Annotated in this window: 15 protein-coding genes; 6 read left to right on the top strand and 9 right to left on the bottom strand. The window is 64.0% G+C overall.

Features of this window, described 5'->3' with window-relative positions; all coding sequences use genetic code 11:
• Positions 1-252: 252 nt before the first annotated feature.
• Both ACVOLO_RS14470 and ACVOLO_RS14475 read right to left on the bottom strand, forming a co-directional pair.
• A complete protein-coding gene (locus ACVOLO_RS14470; RefSeq protein ID WP_481571013.1) occupies positions 253-1,572 on the bottom strand; it encodes a carbohydrate porin in 1,320 nt (439 codons plus the stop codon).
• A gap of 279 nt (positions 1,573-1,851) precedes the next feature.
• The gene (locus tag ACVOLO_RS14475) at positions 1,852-2,934 is read right to left on the bottom strand and encodes an oxygenase MpaB family protein (RefSeq protein WP_481571014.1); all 1,083 of its coding nucleotides are present in this window, start codon (positions 2,932-2,934) and stop codon (positions 1,852-1,854) included.
• Between the two features lie 185 nt (positions 2,935-3,119).
• Here ACVOLO_RS14475 and ACVOLO_RS14480 point away from each other — a divergent pair, with 185 nt between their 5' ends.
• Positions 3,120-3,818: a TetR family transcriptional regulator gene (locus ACVOLO_RS14480; protein WP_481571015.1), complete on the top strand. Its 699-nt coding sequence runs from the start codon at positions 3,120-3,122 to the stop codon at positions 3,816-3,818.
• Positions 3,819-3,828: 10 nt separating this feature from the next.
• Here the strand turns inward: ACVOLO_RS14480 and ACVOLO_RS14485 are convergent, their stop codons facing one another.
• The 7 genes from ACVOLO_RS14485 to ACVOLO_RS14515 form a co-directional block, all read right to left on the bottom strand.
• Positions 3,829-4,566: a copper homeostasis protein CutC gene (locus ACVOLO_RS14485; protein WP_481571016.1), complete on the bottom strand. Its 738-nt coding sequence runs from the start codon at positions 4,564-4,566 to the stop codon at positions 3,829-3,831.
• Entirely contained in the window at positions 4,563-5,567 is a 1,005-nt protein-coding gene (locus ACVOLO_RS14490) for a glycosylasparaginase (protein ID WP_481571017.1), read from the bottom strand. The genes ACVOLO_RS14485 and ACVOLO_RS14490 overlap by 4 nt, the downstream gene beginning before the upstream one ends.
• Positions 5,568-5,570: 3 nt before the next feature.
• Positions 5,571-6,614 (bottom strand): glucokinase, encoded by a 1,044-nt coding sequence (locus tag ACVOLO_RS14495; protein WP_481571018.1) that lies wholly within the window; start codon positions 6,612-6,614, stop codon positions 5,571-5,573.
• 109 nt (positions 6,615-6,723) lie between these two features.
• A complete protein-coding gene (gene crcB, locus ACVOLO_RS14500; RefSeq protein ID WP_481571019.1) occupies positions 6,724-7,110 on the bottom strand; it encodes a fluoride efflux transporter CrcB in 387 nt (128 codons plus the stop codon).
• A gap of 36 nt (positions 7,111-7,146) precedes the next feature.
• Entirely contained in the window at positions 7,147-8,451 is a 1,305-nt protein-coding gene (locus ACVOLO_RS14505; protein ID WP_481571020.1) for a replication-associated recombination protein A, read from the bottom strand.
• Between the two features lie 183 nt (positions 8,452-8,634).
• Positions 8,635-9,273 carry an outer membrane lipoprotein periplasmic chaperone LolA gene (lolA, locus tag ACVOLO_RS14510; RefSeq protein ID WP_481571021.1) on the bottom strand — a complete coding sequence of 213 codons (639 nt, stop codon included), beginning with the start codon at positions 9,271-9,273 and terminating at the stop codon, positions 8,635-8,637.
• Between the two features lie 90 nt (positions 9,274-9,363).
• Positions 9,364-11,724, bottom strand: coding sequence for a DNA translocase FtsK (locus tag ACVOLO_RS14515; protein ID WP_481571022.1), 2,361 nt, complete (start codon positions 11,722-11,724; stop codon positions 9,364-9,366).
• Between the two features lie 290 nt (positions 11,725-12,014).
• Here ACVOLO_RS14515 and trxB point away from each other — a divergent pair, with 290 nt between their 5' ends.
• From trxB to infA, 5 genes are all read left to right on the top strand, one after another.
• Entirely contained in the window at positions 12,015-12,992 is a 978-nt protein-coding gene (gene trxB / locus ACVOLO_RS14520; protein ID WP_481571023.1) for a thioredoxin-disulfide reductase, read from the top strand.
• A 33-nt stretch (positions 12,993-13,025) separates the two neighbouring features.
• The gene (locus ACVOLO_RS14525) at positions 13,026-13,853 is read left to right on the top strand and encodes a hypothetical protein (protein WP_481571024.1); all 828 of its coding nucleotides are present in this window, start codon (positions 13,026-13,028) and stop codon (positions 13,851-13,853) included.
• Positions 13,854-13,911: 58 nt separating this feature from the next.
• Positions 13,912-15,042 (top strand): GNAT family N-acetyltransferase, encoded by a 1,131-nt coding sequence (locus ACVOLO_RS14530; RefSeq protein WP_481571025.1) that lies wholly within the window; start codon positions 13,912-13,914, stop codon positions 15,040-15,042.
• Positions 15,039-15,788 (top strand): leucyl/phenylalanyl-tRNA--protein transferase, encoded by a 750-nt coding sequence (gene aat, locus ACVOLO_RS14535; protein WP_481571026.1) that lies wholly within the window; start codon positions 15,039-15,041, stop codon positions 15,786-15,788. Before ACVOLO_RS14530 ends, aat begins: the two co-directional genes overlap by 4 nt.
• Positions 15,789-15,873: 85 nt before the next feature.
• Entirely contained in the window at positions 15,874-16,092 is a 219-nt protein-coding gene (gene infA / locus ACVOLO_RS14540) for a translation initiation factor IF-1 (RefSeq protein WP_005409596.1), read from the top strand.
• Positions 16,093-16,266 lie beyond the last annotated feature (174 nt).

Genomic DNA, 16,266 nt, shown 5'->3' on the forward strand with positions numbered 1-16,266 from the left:
GATTTAGTGACGAATCACTAAATTATCTCCGGCATTTGCACGGCTAGCGAAAGCCGTGGCCTGCTGCATAAGGTGCTGGGGCTTTGCATGTGCTCCGCCCTCCTCCGCTGGGAAGGCATGCAGAACGTTGAATGCGCATGCTGCGGGCAGAAGCAATAGCAGAAGCGCCCTCACCCCAACCCCTCTCCCGCTTGCGGGAGAGGGGCTTAACCCGGGCAGCCATCCATTCACCCGCCCGCTTCTCGGAATCTCTCAAAAAAACATGTTCAAACCCACCATCAGATTCGTTGCGTCATCCATGCGCGGCCTGAAGGTGGGGTTGGCGACGTGGCTCAGGCCGGTGCTTAAGTACACGCCGCCGTGTATGCGCGCCATGTAGGACACCGTGATTGACGAGGTGCTGCTTTCGGTCGGTATTCCACGGGCGCTGTACAGGTCGCCTGCGTCGTCGCTGAATTTTGTGTGGCTGCAGGTCAGCGACAGCATGTCCACCGGGCGGTTGCGGAAGGTGCCTATCCTGTACGCGCGCGCCTCGTAATAGCGGCTGTAAAGGTTGCGGTCCTGCGGTGCGTAATGAATGCTGGCGCCTGCATGCCAGCCTTGGAACGGCAGCACGCGGTCAGGTGGCAAGGTCAGCTGCACATCACCTGCGGCGTACAGCGCATGGTTGGAATTGCTGCGCGTAGGCGCATCGAAACGCCTGAAGTCGGACCAGTTCTGGATGAAACCGGCACGAAACCACACGTACTGGTGGGTGGGTGTGGCATCGCGCTTCACACCGACTTCGTTGATGAGCAGCAGGTTGCTGTGCGGCGTGCGGAAGCGAAAACCGTTCGAGTTTTCATCCACTTCCGTCTGGCCGCCATCCGGGCTGGTGCTGCGCTGCAATCCCAGCTTGTTGTAGAAGCCATTTCTGCCGTTGTACTGCAGGTTCAAACCGGGCGTGGCCATTGGCAGCCGCGCAAGGCCGAGCTGGAACGGGATCACCGCACTCGGCCCCTGCGTGCCACCGGACAACGAGCCGCCGGTATACACGCCGACATATTCCAACGCATTGCTGACATAGCCCAGCTTCAACTCCCACTGCCGGTTGTTGAAGGTGCGGTAATACGCCAGCCGGCTCAGTGCCAACCGTGCGCGCGGCCCCATCGGTTCCCAACTGGTTGCCGACGAGGTGACGCCGAGAATCAGCTGGCTTTGATCGTTGCCACGCTGGCCCAGGTCGTAAGTGACCAGCAATTGCTGGATGCCGTTGGCGGTCCAGTCCTGACCGTTGTAACGCTGTGGTCTTGCCGGTGCCGGCGAGGACAGGTCGTAGACCGAGCTGTTCAGGCTGATCAGCATGACGCCAACACCATGCGCGGCCAGCGTTGATCGGAAGCCGCCGGCATCGCGCAGTACCGTGTCCTTGATGGCGGGCACCTTGATCACGGTGCCCTGCTCCCGCAACCGATCAAATCGGGCGTAGATGCCGGGCGTTCCGCCCGCAGCAGGGGCTGCAGGTTGGCCAACGGTGACGGGGCCGTCGGTGCTGCCATCGGCGGCACAAACCTGCTCAACGGGCAGCAACATGCCGATGAGTGAGGACGCGTGCAGCCAACAGCGGAATTTCCGGGCCGTGGGAAAAGCATTTGACGTACTCATCTTCAGTCTCTCCAGCAGAAGACAATTCAAGGGGTCAAACATTCGGGCTCAAGGCTTGCGTGTGCTGCGGTGTGTGTTCCTTGCACACGGCAGCGCACGCGGATGAAGGTTCATCCACCTGGAAGCAAGTAAATCGTTGGGCGCGGCAGCGTCCGGTAGCCGGCTTTGTGGGCAGTGTTTGGTTGCCCTGCCTGGATCAGGCTGTACTCAGCGCTGCGCCTTGCGCGCGGCTTTCTGTTTCTGTCGGGCCAGTTGAACCAGCTTGACCGCGTCCGGGCCCCACATCATCCGCATGAAATAGCGCTCCACCGGCGCTTGCTGCACAAACCAGATCATCGGCAGCAACAGATAGCGCGCCGCTCTCAGTGCAGTGCCCTGGAAGGGACCAATGCCCATGGAGCGGTGGGTCTTGCCCGATACCGAGCCCAGTACCGGCAGGCGCAATACAACCTGCTGCAGGAACAGTTGGATCTTCACCCGGTACTGCGAGGGATGGTGGTTCTTGCGGATGGAGTCCATCACCACTTTCGGGTAGTTCTGGCCGGTCTCGGGAATGATCTGCATCGAGGGCGGCATGCCGAACAGGCGTGCGTCGCGTTCGTACAGCGCCTGCAGTTCGGCCATGTTGGTGGGCAATGGTTGCTCGCGCGCGGGGAACAGTTTGCAGTACTCGGCCACCTCGGCAATGAACTGGTCGCGCTTGGCCGCCGGCAAACGACGGGGGAACCAGCCGCCACGGAAACCCAGGCCTTCGTACAGCCACAGCATGGAATGCAGCTCGGTCAGTGCGGCCCACATGGAATCACGCGGTGAGTTTGCCGCGTATCCACCCAGGGTTGGGTCGCTGCCGTCGATGAGGTCGGCGGCAACCTTTTCGTGGATGCGCGCCAGGTGCAGGGCCACCCGCTTCGCGGTGTCGGTATCGCCCAGCCACATCGGCGCGTGGATGCCGGAATTGCGCTGGTGGCGGTCGAACACGTCAAAGATGGTCAGCTGCCCCGCCCTGCCCTTGCGTGACATCGGGTCCCAGTCGCGCAAGCCGGCGTAGATGGGCTTGTAGGTGAACTGCAGCACCGCCTGTGCCGCTGTCTGGAACACGATGGTGGCCGGGTGCAGCAGCACGTCCCAAGCCACCGAACCTGGACCGAATACACCGTCATCCACGGTTTCGTCGGCGGCCGCCGGCGTTGGCTCGCCGTGGCGGCGCCAGCGGTTTGCGTTGCCAAGCAACCGCTCCCGGGTCACCACCTTGTTTGGCTGGGTTACTACCTTGCTCACTTTGGCGTTCATGGCGTCGTCCTCTGGGTATATATTCCCGGACGGGAATATGACGTTTTGCGCACGCTATTCCCAAAAATCCGGGACGTCAAGTTCGCTGGCAAAGAGCGCCAGTCCAGCTGCCACAGGGGTACAGTTGGCGAGCGACGTTCCCGCCCTGACAATGAATGCGCCACCTGACGCCCTCTCCGTGAGCCATGCCCAGAACCCGCAAGCCAGCCGCTCCCACGCAACGCAAGCCCGGCAAACGCGCCGGGCTGGATCTGCAGCAGATTGTCGAAGCCGCACGCCTGATCGACGCCGACGCGTTGTCCATGCAGTCGCTGGCCGACAGCCTCAGCGTGGATCGCAAGGCGCTCAACTACCACGTCAAGGACAAGCAGACCCTGCTGGGCATGGTGGCGATGGATGCGTTTTCAGCGCGCTTTTCCGCTGCCGACGTCCGCAATGCCCGCCGTTGGGAAGACGCCTGCAAGATCTACGGCATGGGGTTCTTCGAGGCAGTGCTGGGCGTTGGCGGGCTGGCCGAATACCTGTGGTTTGGCGGCTCCATCGCGGCGTGGGCATTGGCGCCCAGCGAGGCATTGTTCGAGCGCCTGGAAACCGCTGGCTTCGACGACGAAGCCGCCACCCGCCTGGTGTCGCTGTTGATCTCCATGTCACTGAGCCATGCGCGTGATGCCGCACAGGCAGCGGCCGAAGGCGGTCGTCCGCGTATCCGCGCGCTCAAGGCGGCATTGCAGGAGGAAGAACCGTCGGCGTATCCGTATCTGCGCCGCGTCGCCAACCTCGGCGTGAATACCTATGGCAGCCAGCAGATGGAAGTGATGCTGGACATGCTCATCAGCGGCGCCAGCAAACGCCTGGAAGCAGAAGCGGCCACGCGCGGGCGCTGAGACAGCTGGTTTACTCCACGTGCTGCAGCGCCTGCCGTAGCGTGGCAACCCGCTGCATCTCGGTCTGCGTCCAATCATTTTCCAGGCCGATCAACGCCGGGTTCTGGAAACGCATCGCCGACGCGCGCACGGCTTTGGCCGATGCATGCAACTGCCGGCAGCCACTGTGTTGCGCCACGGTTGTGATGTTCTGCGCGTTCAAGCCAGCGCCGGCCATCATCTGGATCCGCGTGCCTGCCTGTGTCACCAATTGGGACAACATCGCACTGCCAGCCAGCGCATCAGCCGCGCCGCCCGAACTGAGAATGCGGTGGCAACCCAGACCTACAACGTCCTCCAATGCGGCAGACAGATCGCGCGCGGCATCGAAGGCACGGTGAAACGTAATGCCCATGGGACCGGCCGCTGCCACCAGCTCACGACACAGCGGCAGGTCGATATTGCCGTCGGCATCCAAGGCACCAATCACGACGCCATCACAACCCAGCCGCCGGCACATTTCGATGTCGCGCAGCATGATGTCGCGTTCAAGTGTGTCGTAGAAAAAGTCGCCCGGGCGCGGCCGAATCAGCACGAACAAGGGCAGCTTCAGTCGATCGCGCGTGACTGCCAGGGTGCCGTAGGACGGCGTGGTGCCGCCCTGTTCCAGGTTCTCGAACAACTCCACGCGGTCGGCGCCGCCCTGTTGCGCGGCCAACGCCGACGCTGCCGAATTGCAGGCGATTTCCAGCAGAAACGGCGTGCTCACGTCTGCGTGCTCGTATACACCGACGACGACTCAAGCAGCGCATCCTGGCGCTTGGCATCGCACACGGCATACACAAAGCCGCGGTGCAGCGCATAGGCACCCACTTCGCCATTACGATTCAACGCAAGGAAGCACACCTGCAAGGTGCGGCTGGCCTCCGGGCGTTTGCGCACGACGCGGCCAATGGCTTCGCGGCAGGCATCGGCCGGCGACAAGCCCTGCCGCATCAGTTCGACAACCAGGAAGGAGGCCGCATTGCGGATCATCTCCTCACCCACGCCCGATGCGGTTGCCGCGCCCACTTCGTTGTCCACATACAGGCCAGCGCCGATGATCGGGCTGTCGCCCACGCGGCCGTGCAGTTTCCAGGCCATGCCGCTGGTGGTGCAGGCACCGGCCATCTGCCCGTTCGCATCAATGGCGAGCAGGCCGAGGGTGTCGTGGTTGTCCTTGTTGCCCGGCAAACCCCGGCGTTCGGCATTGATCTGCGGTGCGTAGTGTTCGGTTTTCAACCATTCGCGCCAGGCCTTCTCCGCTTCCGGCGTCAGCAGCTGCTGACGCTCAAAGCCCTGTTGCACGGCGAACTGCTGCGCGCCCTCGCCCACCAGCATCACGTGCGGGGTCTGCTCCATCACCCGGCGCGCGACCGACACCGGGTGCAGGATGTCGGTCAACGCAGCGACCGAACCGCAGCGGCCGTCGCCGGCCATGATGCTGGCGTCCAGCGACAGCACGCCGTCGCGGTCCGGGTTGCCGCAGCGGCCCACCGTCGGATTGCACAGTTCACTTTCGGCCCAGCGTGCACCGGCTTCCACCGCGTCCAGCGCATTGCCGCCTGCCGCCAATACTTTCCACGCCGCCTGGTTGGCCCCTACGCCGAAATCCCAGGTGGACACCACCCGCGCGCCGTTGGCACCCGCTGGCGATGCCAACAAGCCCGGAGCGGCACCGGCGGCACCCAACAACATGGAGGTCTGCAGGAACTGTCTGCGTGTACTCATCAATCAAACTCCTGTTGCGTTGCTGGACCGCGCCGTCAGTTGATCTGCATGCCAGGCCAGTGCGCCGAGTACGCCCAGCTCGCCATGATCAACACGCCACACCGACACCTGACGCAGCGCCGCCGACAGCGCGCCCTTGCTCAAAAAGCGCTTCTGGAACGTGCCGTCATGCAGCTCGGTGGCGATGTGACCAGTGACACCGCCGGTGAGGTACACCGCGCGGGCTCCGAAGGTCAGCGCCAGGTCACCGGCCAGGCTGCCCATCCAGCCGCAGAACGCGTGGATGCTTTCCACCGCCAGCAAGTCCCCGCCGCGGCTGGCGGCGACCAGCTCGGCCGGGTCACGCCAGCGCACCGCCGCGCCGCGCAGTTCGCACAGGCAGGCGTACAACGCCATCAACCCGGGGCCGGACAGCACGCGTTCGTTGTCCACGTGTTCGTAGCGCTGCGACAGCAGCTGCAGGACATCGCGCTCCAGCGGCGTGTTGGCTGCCAGTGCGGCATGCCCGGCCTCACTGGGCAGCACCGATGGGCTGCCCGTGCCCAGTCGCACCGCAACGCCCAGGCCGGTACCGGGACCGAGCACCACGGCCGGGCCGGTGGGGATATCGTCTCCGTGGCCGCAGATGCGGTGCAGCGTGCTGCGGTCCACATGCGGCATGGCCTGCGCGACCGCCACAAAATCGTTGATCAGTTCCAGCCGTTCCAAGCCGGCGTCACGTTGCGTGGCGGACAGCGACACCGGCCAGGCCAGATTGGTGTTCAGCAGCGTGTCGCCGTCCAGCAGCCCGGCAATGGCCACCACGGCATGCAGAACCGGCCGCCGGGAACCCTGCGACTGCAGCAACTGCATGTAGTCGCGCAGGATCGCGGCCAGGCTGGGGTGATCAGCGCAGGCGTACTTGCGGAAATCACGTACTTCGATCGGCTTCCCCGGGACCAACTCGGCCCAGCCCAGGCGGGCATAGGTGCCGCCGACATCGGCGCCAATCAAGGTGATGGGTCCAGCCGCAGGTTGTGCTTCAACGTCGGTGGAACTGCTGTTCAAGGCCACAGGCCCGCCCTTCCCTTTGCTTGCAGCTGCGACATGTTTTTGACGTTCTCCATCACTGTTGCGCGCATGATGCGGCATCGTCCCGGTGTTTGGAATGCTGATTTCAGACCAGGGGACGCAACACCCGCCAGCTCCACCAGCCCAGCGCCGTCATCGACAGGGAGCCGGCCAGATGCAGGCCGATGGTGGTCAGCGCCCAGGCAAAGTGCTGGCGTTGCAGCATGTCCACCACTTCGGCGGAGAAGGTCGAAAACGTGGTCAGCCCGCCCAGCAAGCCGGTCACCATGAACAACCGCCATTCCGGCGCCAGGTCCGGGCGCGAGGCCAGCCAGGCCAAAGCCAGGCCAATCGCGTAACCGCCCAGCAGGTTGGCGGCCAGGGTGCCCAACGGCACCGAGCCGGTCATCGGGTTCAGCCACAGGCTCAGGCCGAAACGCAGCCACGCACCAATGGCCGCGCCGGCGCCGATGGCCAGGAAGGACAGCCACATAGCCTCAATCTCCCGCTGTTCGGCAATGACCGCGCATCACGCCCCGGGCTTGCGCTGGGCGCGTGCCTGTTCACGTGCGACGCGCAGGCGGTCGAGCTTTTCCTTGAGCTTGATTTCCAGGCCCCGCTCCACCGGCTGGTAGTACACGCGCTCGCCCATCTCATCGGGGAACGCGGTCTGGTCCAGCGCAATACCGCCTTCAACATCGTGGTCGTACTGATAGCCCTGGCTGTAGCCCAGGGTTTTCATCAACCGTGTGGGTGCATTGCGCAGATGCATCGGCACCGGCTGTGTCCCCAGCTCGGCGACATCCTTGCGTGCGGCCTTCAACGCCATGTAGGCCGCATTGGATTTGGCGGTGCTGGCCAGGTAAACGACCAGGTTGGACAGCGCGATATCGCCTTCCGGCGCGCCGATGCGGTCATAGGCGTTCCAGACATTGATGGCCATTTCCAGTGCCCGCGGGTCGGCCAGGCCAACGTCTTCGACCGCCATGATGGTCAGCCGGCGCAGGATGTAGGACGGATCACAGCCGCCATCGAGCATGCGCGCCAGCCAATAGATGGCGCCGTCGGGGTTGGAACTGCGCACGGATTTGTGCAGCGCCGATATCTGGTCGTAGAACTGCTCACCGCCCTTGTCGAAGCGGCGGGTGCGGTCGGCCAACACCTGCAACAGGGTTTCCGGGGTGATTTCCCCGCCCTCGCTGGACGCCAGTTCAGCCGCGATTTCCAGCAGTGTCAGTGCGCGCCGCACGTCGCCATCGGCGGCGCGGGCGATTTCCAGCAGCGACTCGGCCGAGACGGTGATGGCCTGCTCGCCAAGCCCGCGCTCGCTGTCGTTAAGGGCGCGCTGCAGGGCTTCGACCACATCCTCCGGCGATACCGACTCCAGCACATGCACCCGGCAGCGCGACAGCAATGCCGAGTTCAACTCGAAGGATGGGTTCTCGGTGGTCGCCCCGACAAAAACGATGGTGCCGCGTTCAATGTGCGGCAGGAAGGCATCCTGCTGGGCCTTGTTGAAGCGGTGCACCTCGTCCACGAACAACACCGTGCGGCGGCCGTCGGCAAAGCGCTGTGCGGCCTCGGCCAGCACCTGGCGCACTTCCGGCAGGCCGGACAGCACGGCGGAAATCGCCTTGAACTCGGCATCGGCATACTGCGCCAACAACAGGGCCAACGTGGTCTTGCCGCAGCCCGGCGGCCCCCACAGGATCATCGAGTGCACCCGGCCTGACTCCACCGCGCGTCGCAGCGCGGTCGTGGCGGCAAGCAGGCGCTTCTGCCCCACCATTTCGTCCAGGGTGCGCGGGCGCATGCGTTCGGCAAGCGGGCGCATGCTTTCCCTGTCGACACTCAACAGGTCGGCAGGGGCATCGTCTATGAAGATGTTTCGGGATCTGGCCACGCCGGCATTCTAACGCGGCCGCTTCCAACACCGCCCTCATCCGTCCCATCGGGGCACCTTCTCCCGCATGCGGGAGAAGGGATTGCTCATCAGGCAGCGCTGCCTGCAAGTGGATCAACGCTCGCCGATGACGTCCACGTCCTTGCCCGGCACGAAGCGGAAGGTGTCCGCAGCGAAGCCGGGGTTCTTCTTCCAGCCGCTGAAATCAATGACGGTGCGCTGGCCGACGGCGTCCACCACTTCCATGCGGCTCAGGCCGCCAGCGGCAAAGCCCAGCGCGGCGAACTGGAAGCTGGCCTCGGTTTCGCGCTTGGGCGTAAGCGAGAGCCACTGCATGCCGTCGCGCGGCGCGGCTTCTTCGCTGAGGTCGTACTGGCGCTCCAGCAGTGCCGGGTTGATCAGCGCGGTCAACGGGCTGTTCTGTTCCTCGGCGCCTTGCTCGCGCACAGTGGCCTGCTCCAGGTCGGGCTCGTACACCCACACCTTGGCGCCATCAGCGACGATCAGCTGCGGATGCGGGCGGGTGTATTCCCAGCGGAACAAACGCGGTGCCGACAAGGCAACCCGGCCGCTGGAGGTTTCCTTCAGCTTGCCGCGGGCATCAAACACCTGCTGCGAGAACTGGCCATCCAGGCCACGCAGGCCGGTGGTGAAGGTTTTCAGGTCGTCACGGGCACCGGCATGGGCCGTCGCGGCAACGCCGCCACAGGCCAGGACAACGGCGATAAACGAATGGCGCAGAAGTGCATTCATGGCGGATCGTGAGATTGGGTGGAGTGAGGCAGAGTCTGCCGTTTTGAATATGAATGGGCGGCAATCGTCAGCTGAATGCCGCCCTGTCGTTCACTTCGGTGGTGGCGGTGCCAACACTGCCCGGTCGCCATTGTGCTCTGGCGGGCTGACCACGCCGGCCGCTTCCATCGCCTCGATCAGGCGCGCGGCGCGGTTGTAGCCGATCTTCAAACGCCGTTGCACGCCGGAAATGGATGCACGGCGGGTCTCGGTGACGATGCGCAACGCTTCGTCGTACAGCGGGTCGGATTCGTCACCGCCGCCGTTGCTGGTTTCCGGCAGGCCGGTCGCGCCAACCACAATGCCGTCGCCCATGGTCTGCACTTCGTCCAGCACGCCCTGGATGTAGTCGGTCGGGCCGCTGGCCTTGAGGTGTTCCACGACGCGGTGCACTTCCTCATCGGATACGAACGCACCGTGCACGCGGTCAGGCAGCGCGGTGCCCGGCGGCAGGTACAGCATGTCGCCGTTGCCCAGCAGTGCCTCGGCGCCGGACTGGTCCAGGATGGTGCGCGAGTCGATCTTGGAACTGACCTGGAAGGCGATGCGGGTCGGGATGTTGGCCTTGATCAGGCCGGTGATCACGTCCACCGACGGCCGCTGCGTGGCCAGAATCAAGTGGATGCCGGCGGCACGCGCCTTCTGCGCCAGGCGCGCGATCAGCTCTTCGACCTTCTTGCCGACGATCATCATCATGTCGGCGAATTCGTCGATGAAGATGACGATGAACGGCAATGGCTCCAGCGGACGCGGCGCCTCGCCCATCTCGGGATTCGGCTTGAACAGCGGGTCCATCAGCGGCTGGCCGGCGTCGATGGCGTCCTTGATCTTCTTGTTGAAGCCGGCCAGGTTGCGCACGCCCACCGCGCTCATCAGCTTGTAGCGGCGTTCCATTTCGGCCACGCACCAGCGCAGGCCGTTGGCGGCCTCTTTCATGTCGGTGACCACCGGCGCCAGCAGGTGCGGAATGCCCTGGTAGACGCTCAGTTCCAGCATCTTCGGGTCGATCATCAGCATGCGCAGGTCTTTCGGGCTGGCCTTGTACAGCAGGCTCAACACCATCGCGTTGACCGCCACGGATTTACCCGAGCCGGTGGTTCCGGCCACCAGCAGATGCGGCATGCGCGCCAGGTCTGCCACGGTCGGGCGGCCGGCGATGTCCTTGCCCAGCGCCAGGGTCAGTACGCTGGCCGACTTGTCGTATTCCTTAGAGCGCAACAGCTCGGACAGGAAGATCATCTCGCGGGTGACGTTGGGGATTTCCAGGCCGACCACCGACTTGCCCGGAATCACATCCACCACACGCACTGATTTCACCGACAGGCCGCGCGCGATGTCCTTGTCCAGCGAGCTGATCTGGCTGACCTTGATGCCCGGCGCCGGCTCGATCTCGAAGCGGGTGATCACCGGGCCCGGATAGGCGCCCACCACCTGTGCATCGATGCGGAAATCCTTGAGCTTGAATTCGATCTGCCGCGACAGCGTTTCCAGCGTCTGCTCGTCGTAACCCTTGGGCTGCGGTTTGGGGTCGTCCAGCAGTGCCAGCGGTGGGATGTCCGAGCCGTCGCCATTGACGCCCTGGAACATCGGAATCTGCGTCTCACGCTTGGCCCGGTCACTCTTTTCGATGACCGGCGCCGGGCGCGGCTCAATCCTGACCGGCTCACGCTTGGCGCGCACTTCGGCATCCACCTTGCGCACTTCCTCGCGTTCCTCGCGCAGGGCGCGGGTCTGCTGCCACTCGCTGGCCTGCTCCTTCTTCTTGTTGAGCATCGGCCCGAGTGCCAGCACCCACTTGCCGATCTTCTCCATCACGGCAAACCAGGACAGCCCCGTGGCCAGCGTGATCGAGGTCAACAGCAGCACCAGAATGAACAAGTTGCTGCCGACCGGGCCAAACCCACTCTGCAACGATTTCCCGACCAATGAACCCAGGCCGCCACCGGCACGGGCGATATCTCCCGGCGGCAGGCGCAGATACAGAAAGCCCGTCGCGCCAATCAGGAAGCCCACGATGCCGATCAAGCGCAGTGCCGGCCCCAGGTCGTCCTGGCCGCGTTCTTCACGGTTGAGCCCGAACATGGCAATCCAGGCGACCGCCGCAAGCACCAGTGGAATCAGATAGGCCACATAGCCGAACAACTGCCGCATGACATCGGCAATCCACGCCCCTACCCGGCCGCCCACGTTGTGCACGGGCGCGACCACCGAACCGGCCTGTGACCAGCCCGGGTCCGTGGGGGAATAAGTGAAAAGGCTCGCCAGCAGATACAGCAGCGCCGGCGCGATCGCGATCAGCGCCAGGTCACGCCACAGTTTTTGCCGGCGGGGATTGTCCGCCGCGGCCGCCTGCTTGCGGGCACTGGCGCCCGCGCTGGAGTTCTTGCCACGTTCCGGGACCTGTTTCGCCACCTTTGACCAGACCTTAGAAATGCACGGTTAGTGCTTGATATTAAACGACAGAAAGCCGGGTTTCACCCGCTTGGCAGACACCGTTGTACCGCGCAGATACAGAAAACGCCAAAAAACCGCCGGAGGGCGACCGTGATGCGCATGCAGGAAAGGGTTTGCCATCAGACGGGCCGCGCAGTTCCATTCACGTGCCTTGATTCACTGTGACCTGACCGCCACTCTATGAACTTGCCCGGACGGTTGCGCAATGTTGCGATCGTGCCTTCAACCCCCGAATTTCGCGAGTATACATGAGCACTTCCAGCGCCCCGACCCTGCCCACCCGCCATCAGAAGCTGATCATTCTGGGCTCCGGCCCCGCCGGCTGGACCGCCGCCGTCTATGCCGCGCGCGCCAACCTCAAACCGCTGGTCATCACCGGCCTGCAGCAGGGTGGCCAGCTGATGACCACCACCGAAGTGGATAACTGGCCGGGCGACGCCCACGGCTTGATGGGGCCGGACCTGATGGCGCGCATGCAGGCCCACGCCGAGCGTTTCGAGACCGAAGTGGTGTTCGACCACATCCACACCGCCGACGTGTCCAAGCGCCCGTTCACTCTTATCGGTGACAACGCCCAGTACACCGCCGACGCGGTGATCATCGCCACCGGCGCTACCGCCAAGTACCTGGGCATTCCGTCGGAAGAAGCCTTCAAGGGCCGCGGCGTTTCCGCTTGCGCCACCTGCGACGGCTTCTTCTACAAGGACCAGGACGTGGTCGTGGTCGGCGGCGGCAACACTGCCGTGGAAGAAGCCCTGTATCTGTCCAACATTGCCCGCAAGGTTTACCTGGTGCACCGCCGCGACACCCTGAAGGCGGAAAAGATCATGCAGGACAAGCTGTTCGCCAAGGTCGCGGCCGGCAAGATCGAAACCGTGTGGCACCACCAGGTTGACGAAGTGCTGGGCAACGACATGGGCGTGACCGGCGTGCGCGTGAAGTCCACCCAGGACGGCAGCACCCGTGACATCGAGGCGCACGGCTTCTTCGTCGCCATCGGCCATCACCCGAACACCAGCCTGTTCGACGGCCAGCTGGCAATGAACAACGGCTACCTGGAAATCCGCTCGGGCCTGGGCGGCAACGCCACGCAGACCTCGGTCGAGGGCGTGTTCGCCGCCGGCGACGTTGCCGACCAGCACTACCGCCAGGCGATCACCTCGGCCGGCTTCGGCTGCATGGCCGCATTGGATGCCGAGCGCTACCTGGACGCACAGGGCGTCTGATTTCCCTCGCTGTAAATCGACAAGGACTGTTGAATGCTTCGATTCACCTTCATGGCGGCCATCATCATGGCCGCCTCACATGCCACCTCGGCGGCGGAAACCACGCTGCCGCTTACCCCGTCGGATTTGCAGCCGCTGGCCCGAACCCTCTGCATGACAGAAGAGATGGTTGTGGAGCTGATCAAGCAAGATCCGATTCTGGTCGCCCTCGGCAATGACAAGAAGGCCCTGAGAACGAGGGAGATACTCCAGAAGGTGGCCGACGGGAGCATGCGCAAGGTGACCGACCAGATGCTGACTTCCGCCCAGGCGGGAGACGCCAAGAATCGCAGAATGGCCGCCACTTTCCTTGCCGACTGCATCGTCGCGGGGATACCTGTGAGCTCCGACCGTCGTCAGCTCGCGCTGGATTGGCTGCAGGAAGATTCCAGTGGCGGCAATGAGACTGCCATCAAGCAACTGATGACGCTTGCGCTGTTGAAGGAAGTGGATGGTGGGGGCAGCGTCGCCAGCGAACAGTTCCAGCGGCTGCCATGCAATTCCGCCGCGTTCACTTCCCTTGAAGCCATGGGTGGAGTGCTTCTCGATATGCAGAAGGTCGCAGCCGAGGTGGTCATCCAGGCTGCATATCGCGTGCACTACGTTGAGCTGCCTCGACGCGTGGAGGCAAACCAGCCTCGACCGGCAATGACCTATCGTTTCTGCAGCAACACGGTCACAACCCAGAGCGAGCAATCCGACGCTACACAAAAAGTCGCAACCTTCGCCAATGCCCGGCTGCAGCAACTGCCGGAGCCCATTTGGGACTGCAACACACCCACAACCAGGGACCTTGGCTTCAAGCTCGAGTGGACACCCTGACACCTCCCGGCCAGGCGGGGATGAGTAATGCACTGCAATGACGCTGTAGATTGAACGCATGCAACAGCTGCGCACCCTTCACTCCCTGCGTGACATCAGCGCATCCGCCTGGGACGCCCTGCACGATGGCAGCAACCCCTTCGTCAGCCATGCCTTCCTGGGCGGGCTGGAACAGCACGGCTGCCTGCGCGAGGAATGGGGTTGGCAGCCGCAACATCTGACCCTGTGGCGCGACGACGAATTGATCGCTGCAGCGCCGGGTTACCTCAAACACAACTCGCACGGTGAGTTCGTGTTTGACCATGCCTGGGCCAATGCCTATGCGCGGCATGGCATGGAGTACTTCCCCAAGTGGCTGGGCGCGGTGCCGTACTCGCCGGTCACCGGGCCACGCCTGCTGGCGCGCAACGATGCGGCCCGTCGCGCCCTGCTCACGGCCATCGTTGCGCATGTGGAGGCAGAGGCGCTGTCATCGGCGCACGTCAATTTTCACCTGCCCGACGAAACCGCATTGTTCGATGACCACTGGCTGCAGCGCCTTGACGTGCAATTCCAGTGGCAGCGACAACCGCAGTGGCAGAACTTCGATGACTTCCTCGCGTCGATGGACCACAAGCACCGCAAGAACATCCGCCAGGAGCGTGCCAAGGTCAGCCGTGCCGGCATTCAGTTCATCGTTCGCCACGGTGACGAAGCCAGCGCCGACGAACTGCGCGCGATGCATGGTTTCTACCTGCGGACCTTCGCCGAGTACGGCAACTCACCCGCGCTGACGTTGCCTTTCCTGCGGCATCTTGCGGCGCAGCTGCCACGTCAGCTGGTGCTGTTTCTGGCACTGCAGGATGACGAACCGATTGCCGGCGCGCTGTGCCTGCGCGGCGCCGACACGCTTTACGGCCGCTATTGGGGCGGCGCCACCCTGCCCGGCCTGCACTTTGAAACCTGCTACTACCAGGGCATCGAATACTGCCTGCGCGAAGGCCTGCAGCGCTTCGAGCCAGGCGCCCAGGGTGAACACAAACTCGCGCGCGGTTTTCTGCCCACCGAGGTACGCAGCCAGCACTGGATCGCCCACCCCGAGTTCCGGGAAGCACTACGCCATTGGTGCGCACGCGAACGGGCCGAAGTCAGCGCTTACCACGCAACCTTGCAACGCCACTCCCCGTTCAAAGCGCAGGGCACCGCATGAGCAACAAGGGCCCGTTCCTGCTGGACAACGCCAGCGACGCCCCGTTTCCGCCGGCCGAACTGGCGCTGCGTGAACCCGATGGCCTGCTCGCCATCGGCGGCGACCTCAGCCCGGTGCGCCTGCTCAATGCCTACGCGGGTGGCGTGTTCCCATGGTTCTCGGAAGGCCAACCGCTGCTGTGGTGGTCGCCGGATCCGCGCATGGTGTTCCGCACCGACGGCGTGCACCTGTCCTCGCGCTTTCGTCGCGGGCTGCGCGCATCGTCGTGGCGGGTTCGCGCGGACACTGCCTTCTCCGAGGTGATGCAGGCCTGCGCGCAGGCCCCCCGCCCCGGCCAAGATGGCACCTGGATCACCGATGACATGCACCACGCCTACGTGGAACTGCACCGGCTCGGCTACGCGCATTCGGTGGAAGTGTTTGATGAAGATCAGCTGGTCGGTGGCATCTACGGCATCGCCATTGGCCAGATGTTTTTCGGCGAGAGCATGTTCAGCGGCCGCAGCGGTGGCTCCAAGGTGGCGCTGGCTGCCCTGGCACGCACGCTGCAGGGCTGGGGTTGGCTGCTGATTGACGCACAGGTGGAAAACCCGCACCTGGTGCGGATGGGCGCCGAGCTCCAGCCCCGTGCGGATTTCCTTGCCCAGGTGCGGGCACTGGTGCAGAGGCCGGACGCCCCCGGCAGCTGGACACGCCGGTTTGGCGAGCTTTCTGCCGCATTTCTTGCTGAAACTGAAACCAATTAACGCAAACTTTGCATGATTGCGCGTGGCGGCGTAAAATGCCCGCCCTTAGGCCCAGCGGGCCGTCCGCAGAACCGCACAGGACTACATGTCGAAAGACGACTCCATCGAGTTCGAAGGCACCGTCAGTGAGACGCTGCCGAACACCACTTTCCGCGTTCGCCTGGAAAATGGGCATGAAATCATCGCCCACATCTCCGGCCGCATGCGCAAGAACTACATCCGCATCCTGACCGGCGACCGTGTCAAGGTCGAGATGACGCCGTACGACCTGACCAAGGGCCGTATCACCTACCGCATGAAGTAATGCGGTAAGCAAGGCGTTCGCCAGAAGAAGCCGGCCCTCGGGGCTGGCTTTTTTGCGTGGCCGCAGCTGCGCTCGGCCACAACAAATCCCCTGTAGTGGGGGGGGGGGGGGAGGGGGGGGCGGGGGCGGAGGTGGTCACCCGGGCCCAGCAAGCCGGGGGGCAGAAACGAAACC

Source organism: Stenotrophomonas sp. STEN056, from assembly GCF_056759635.1.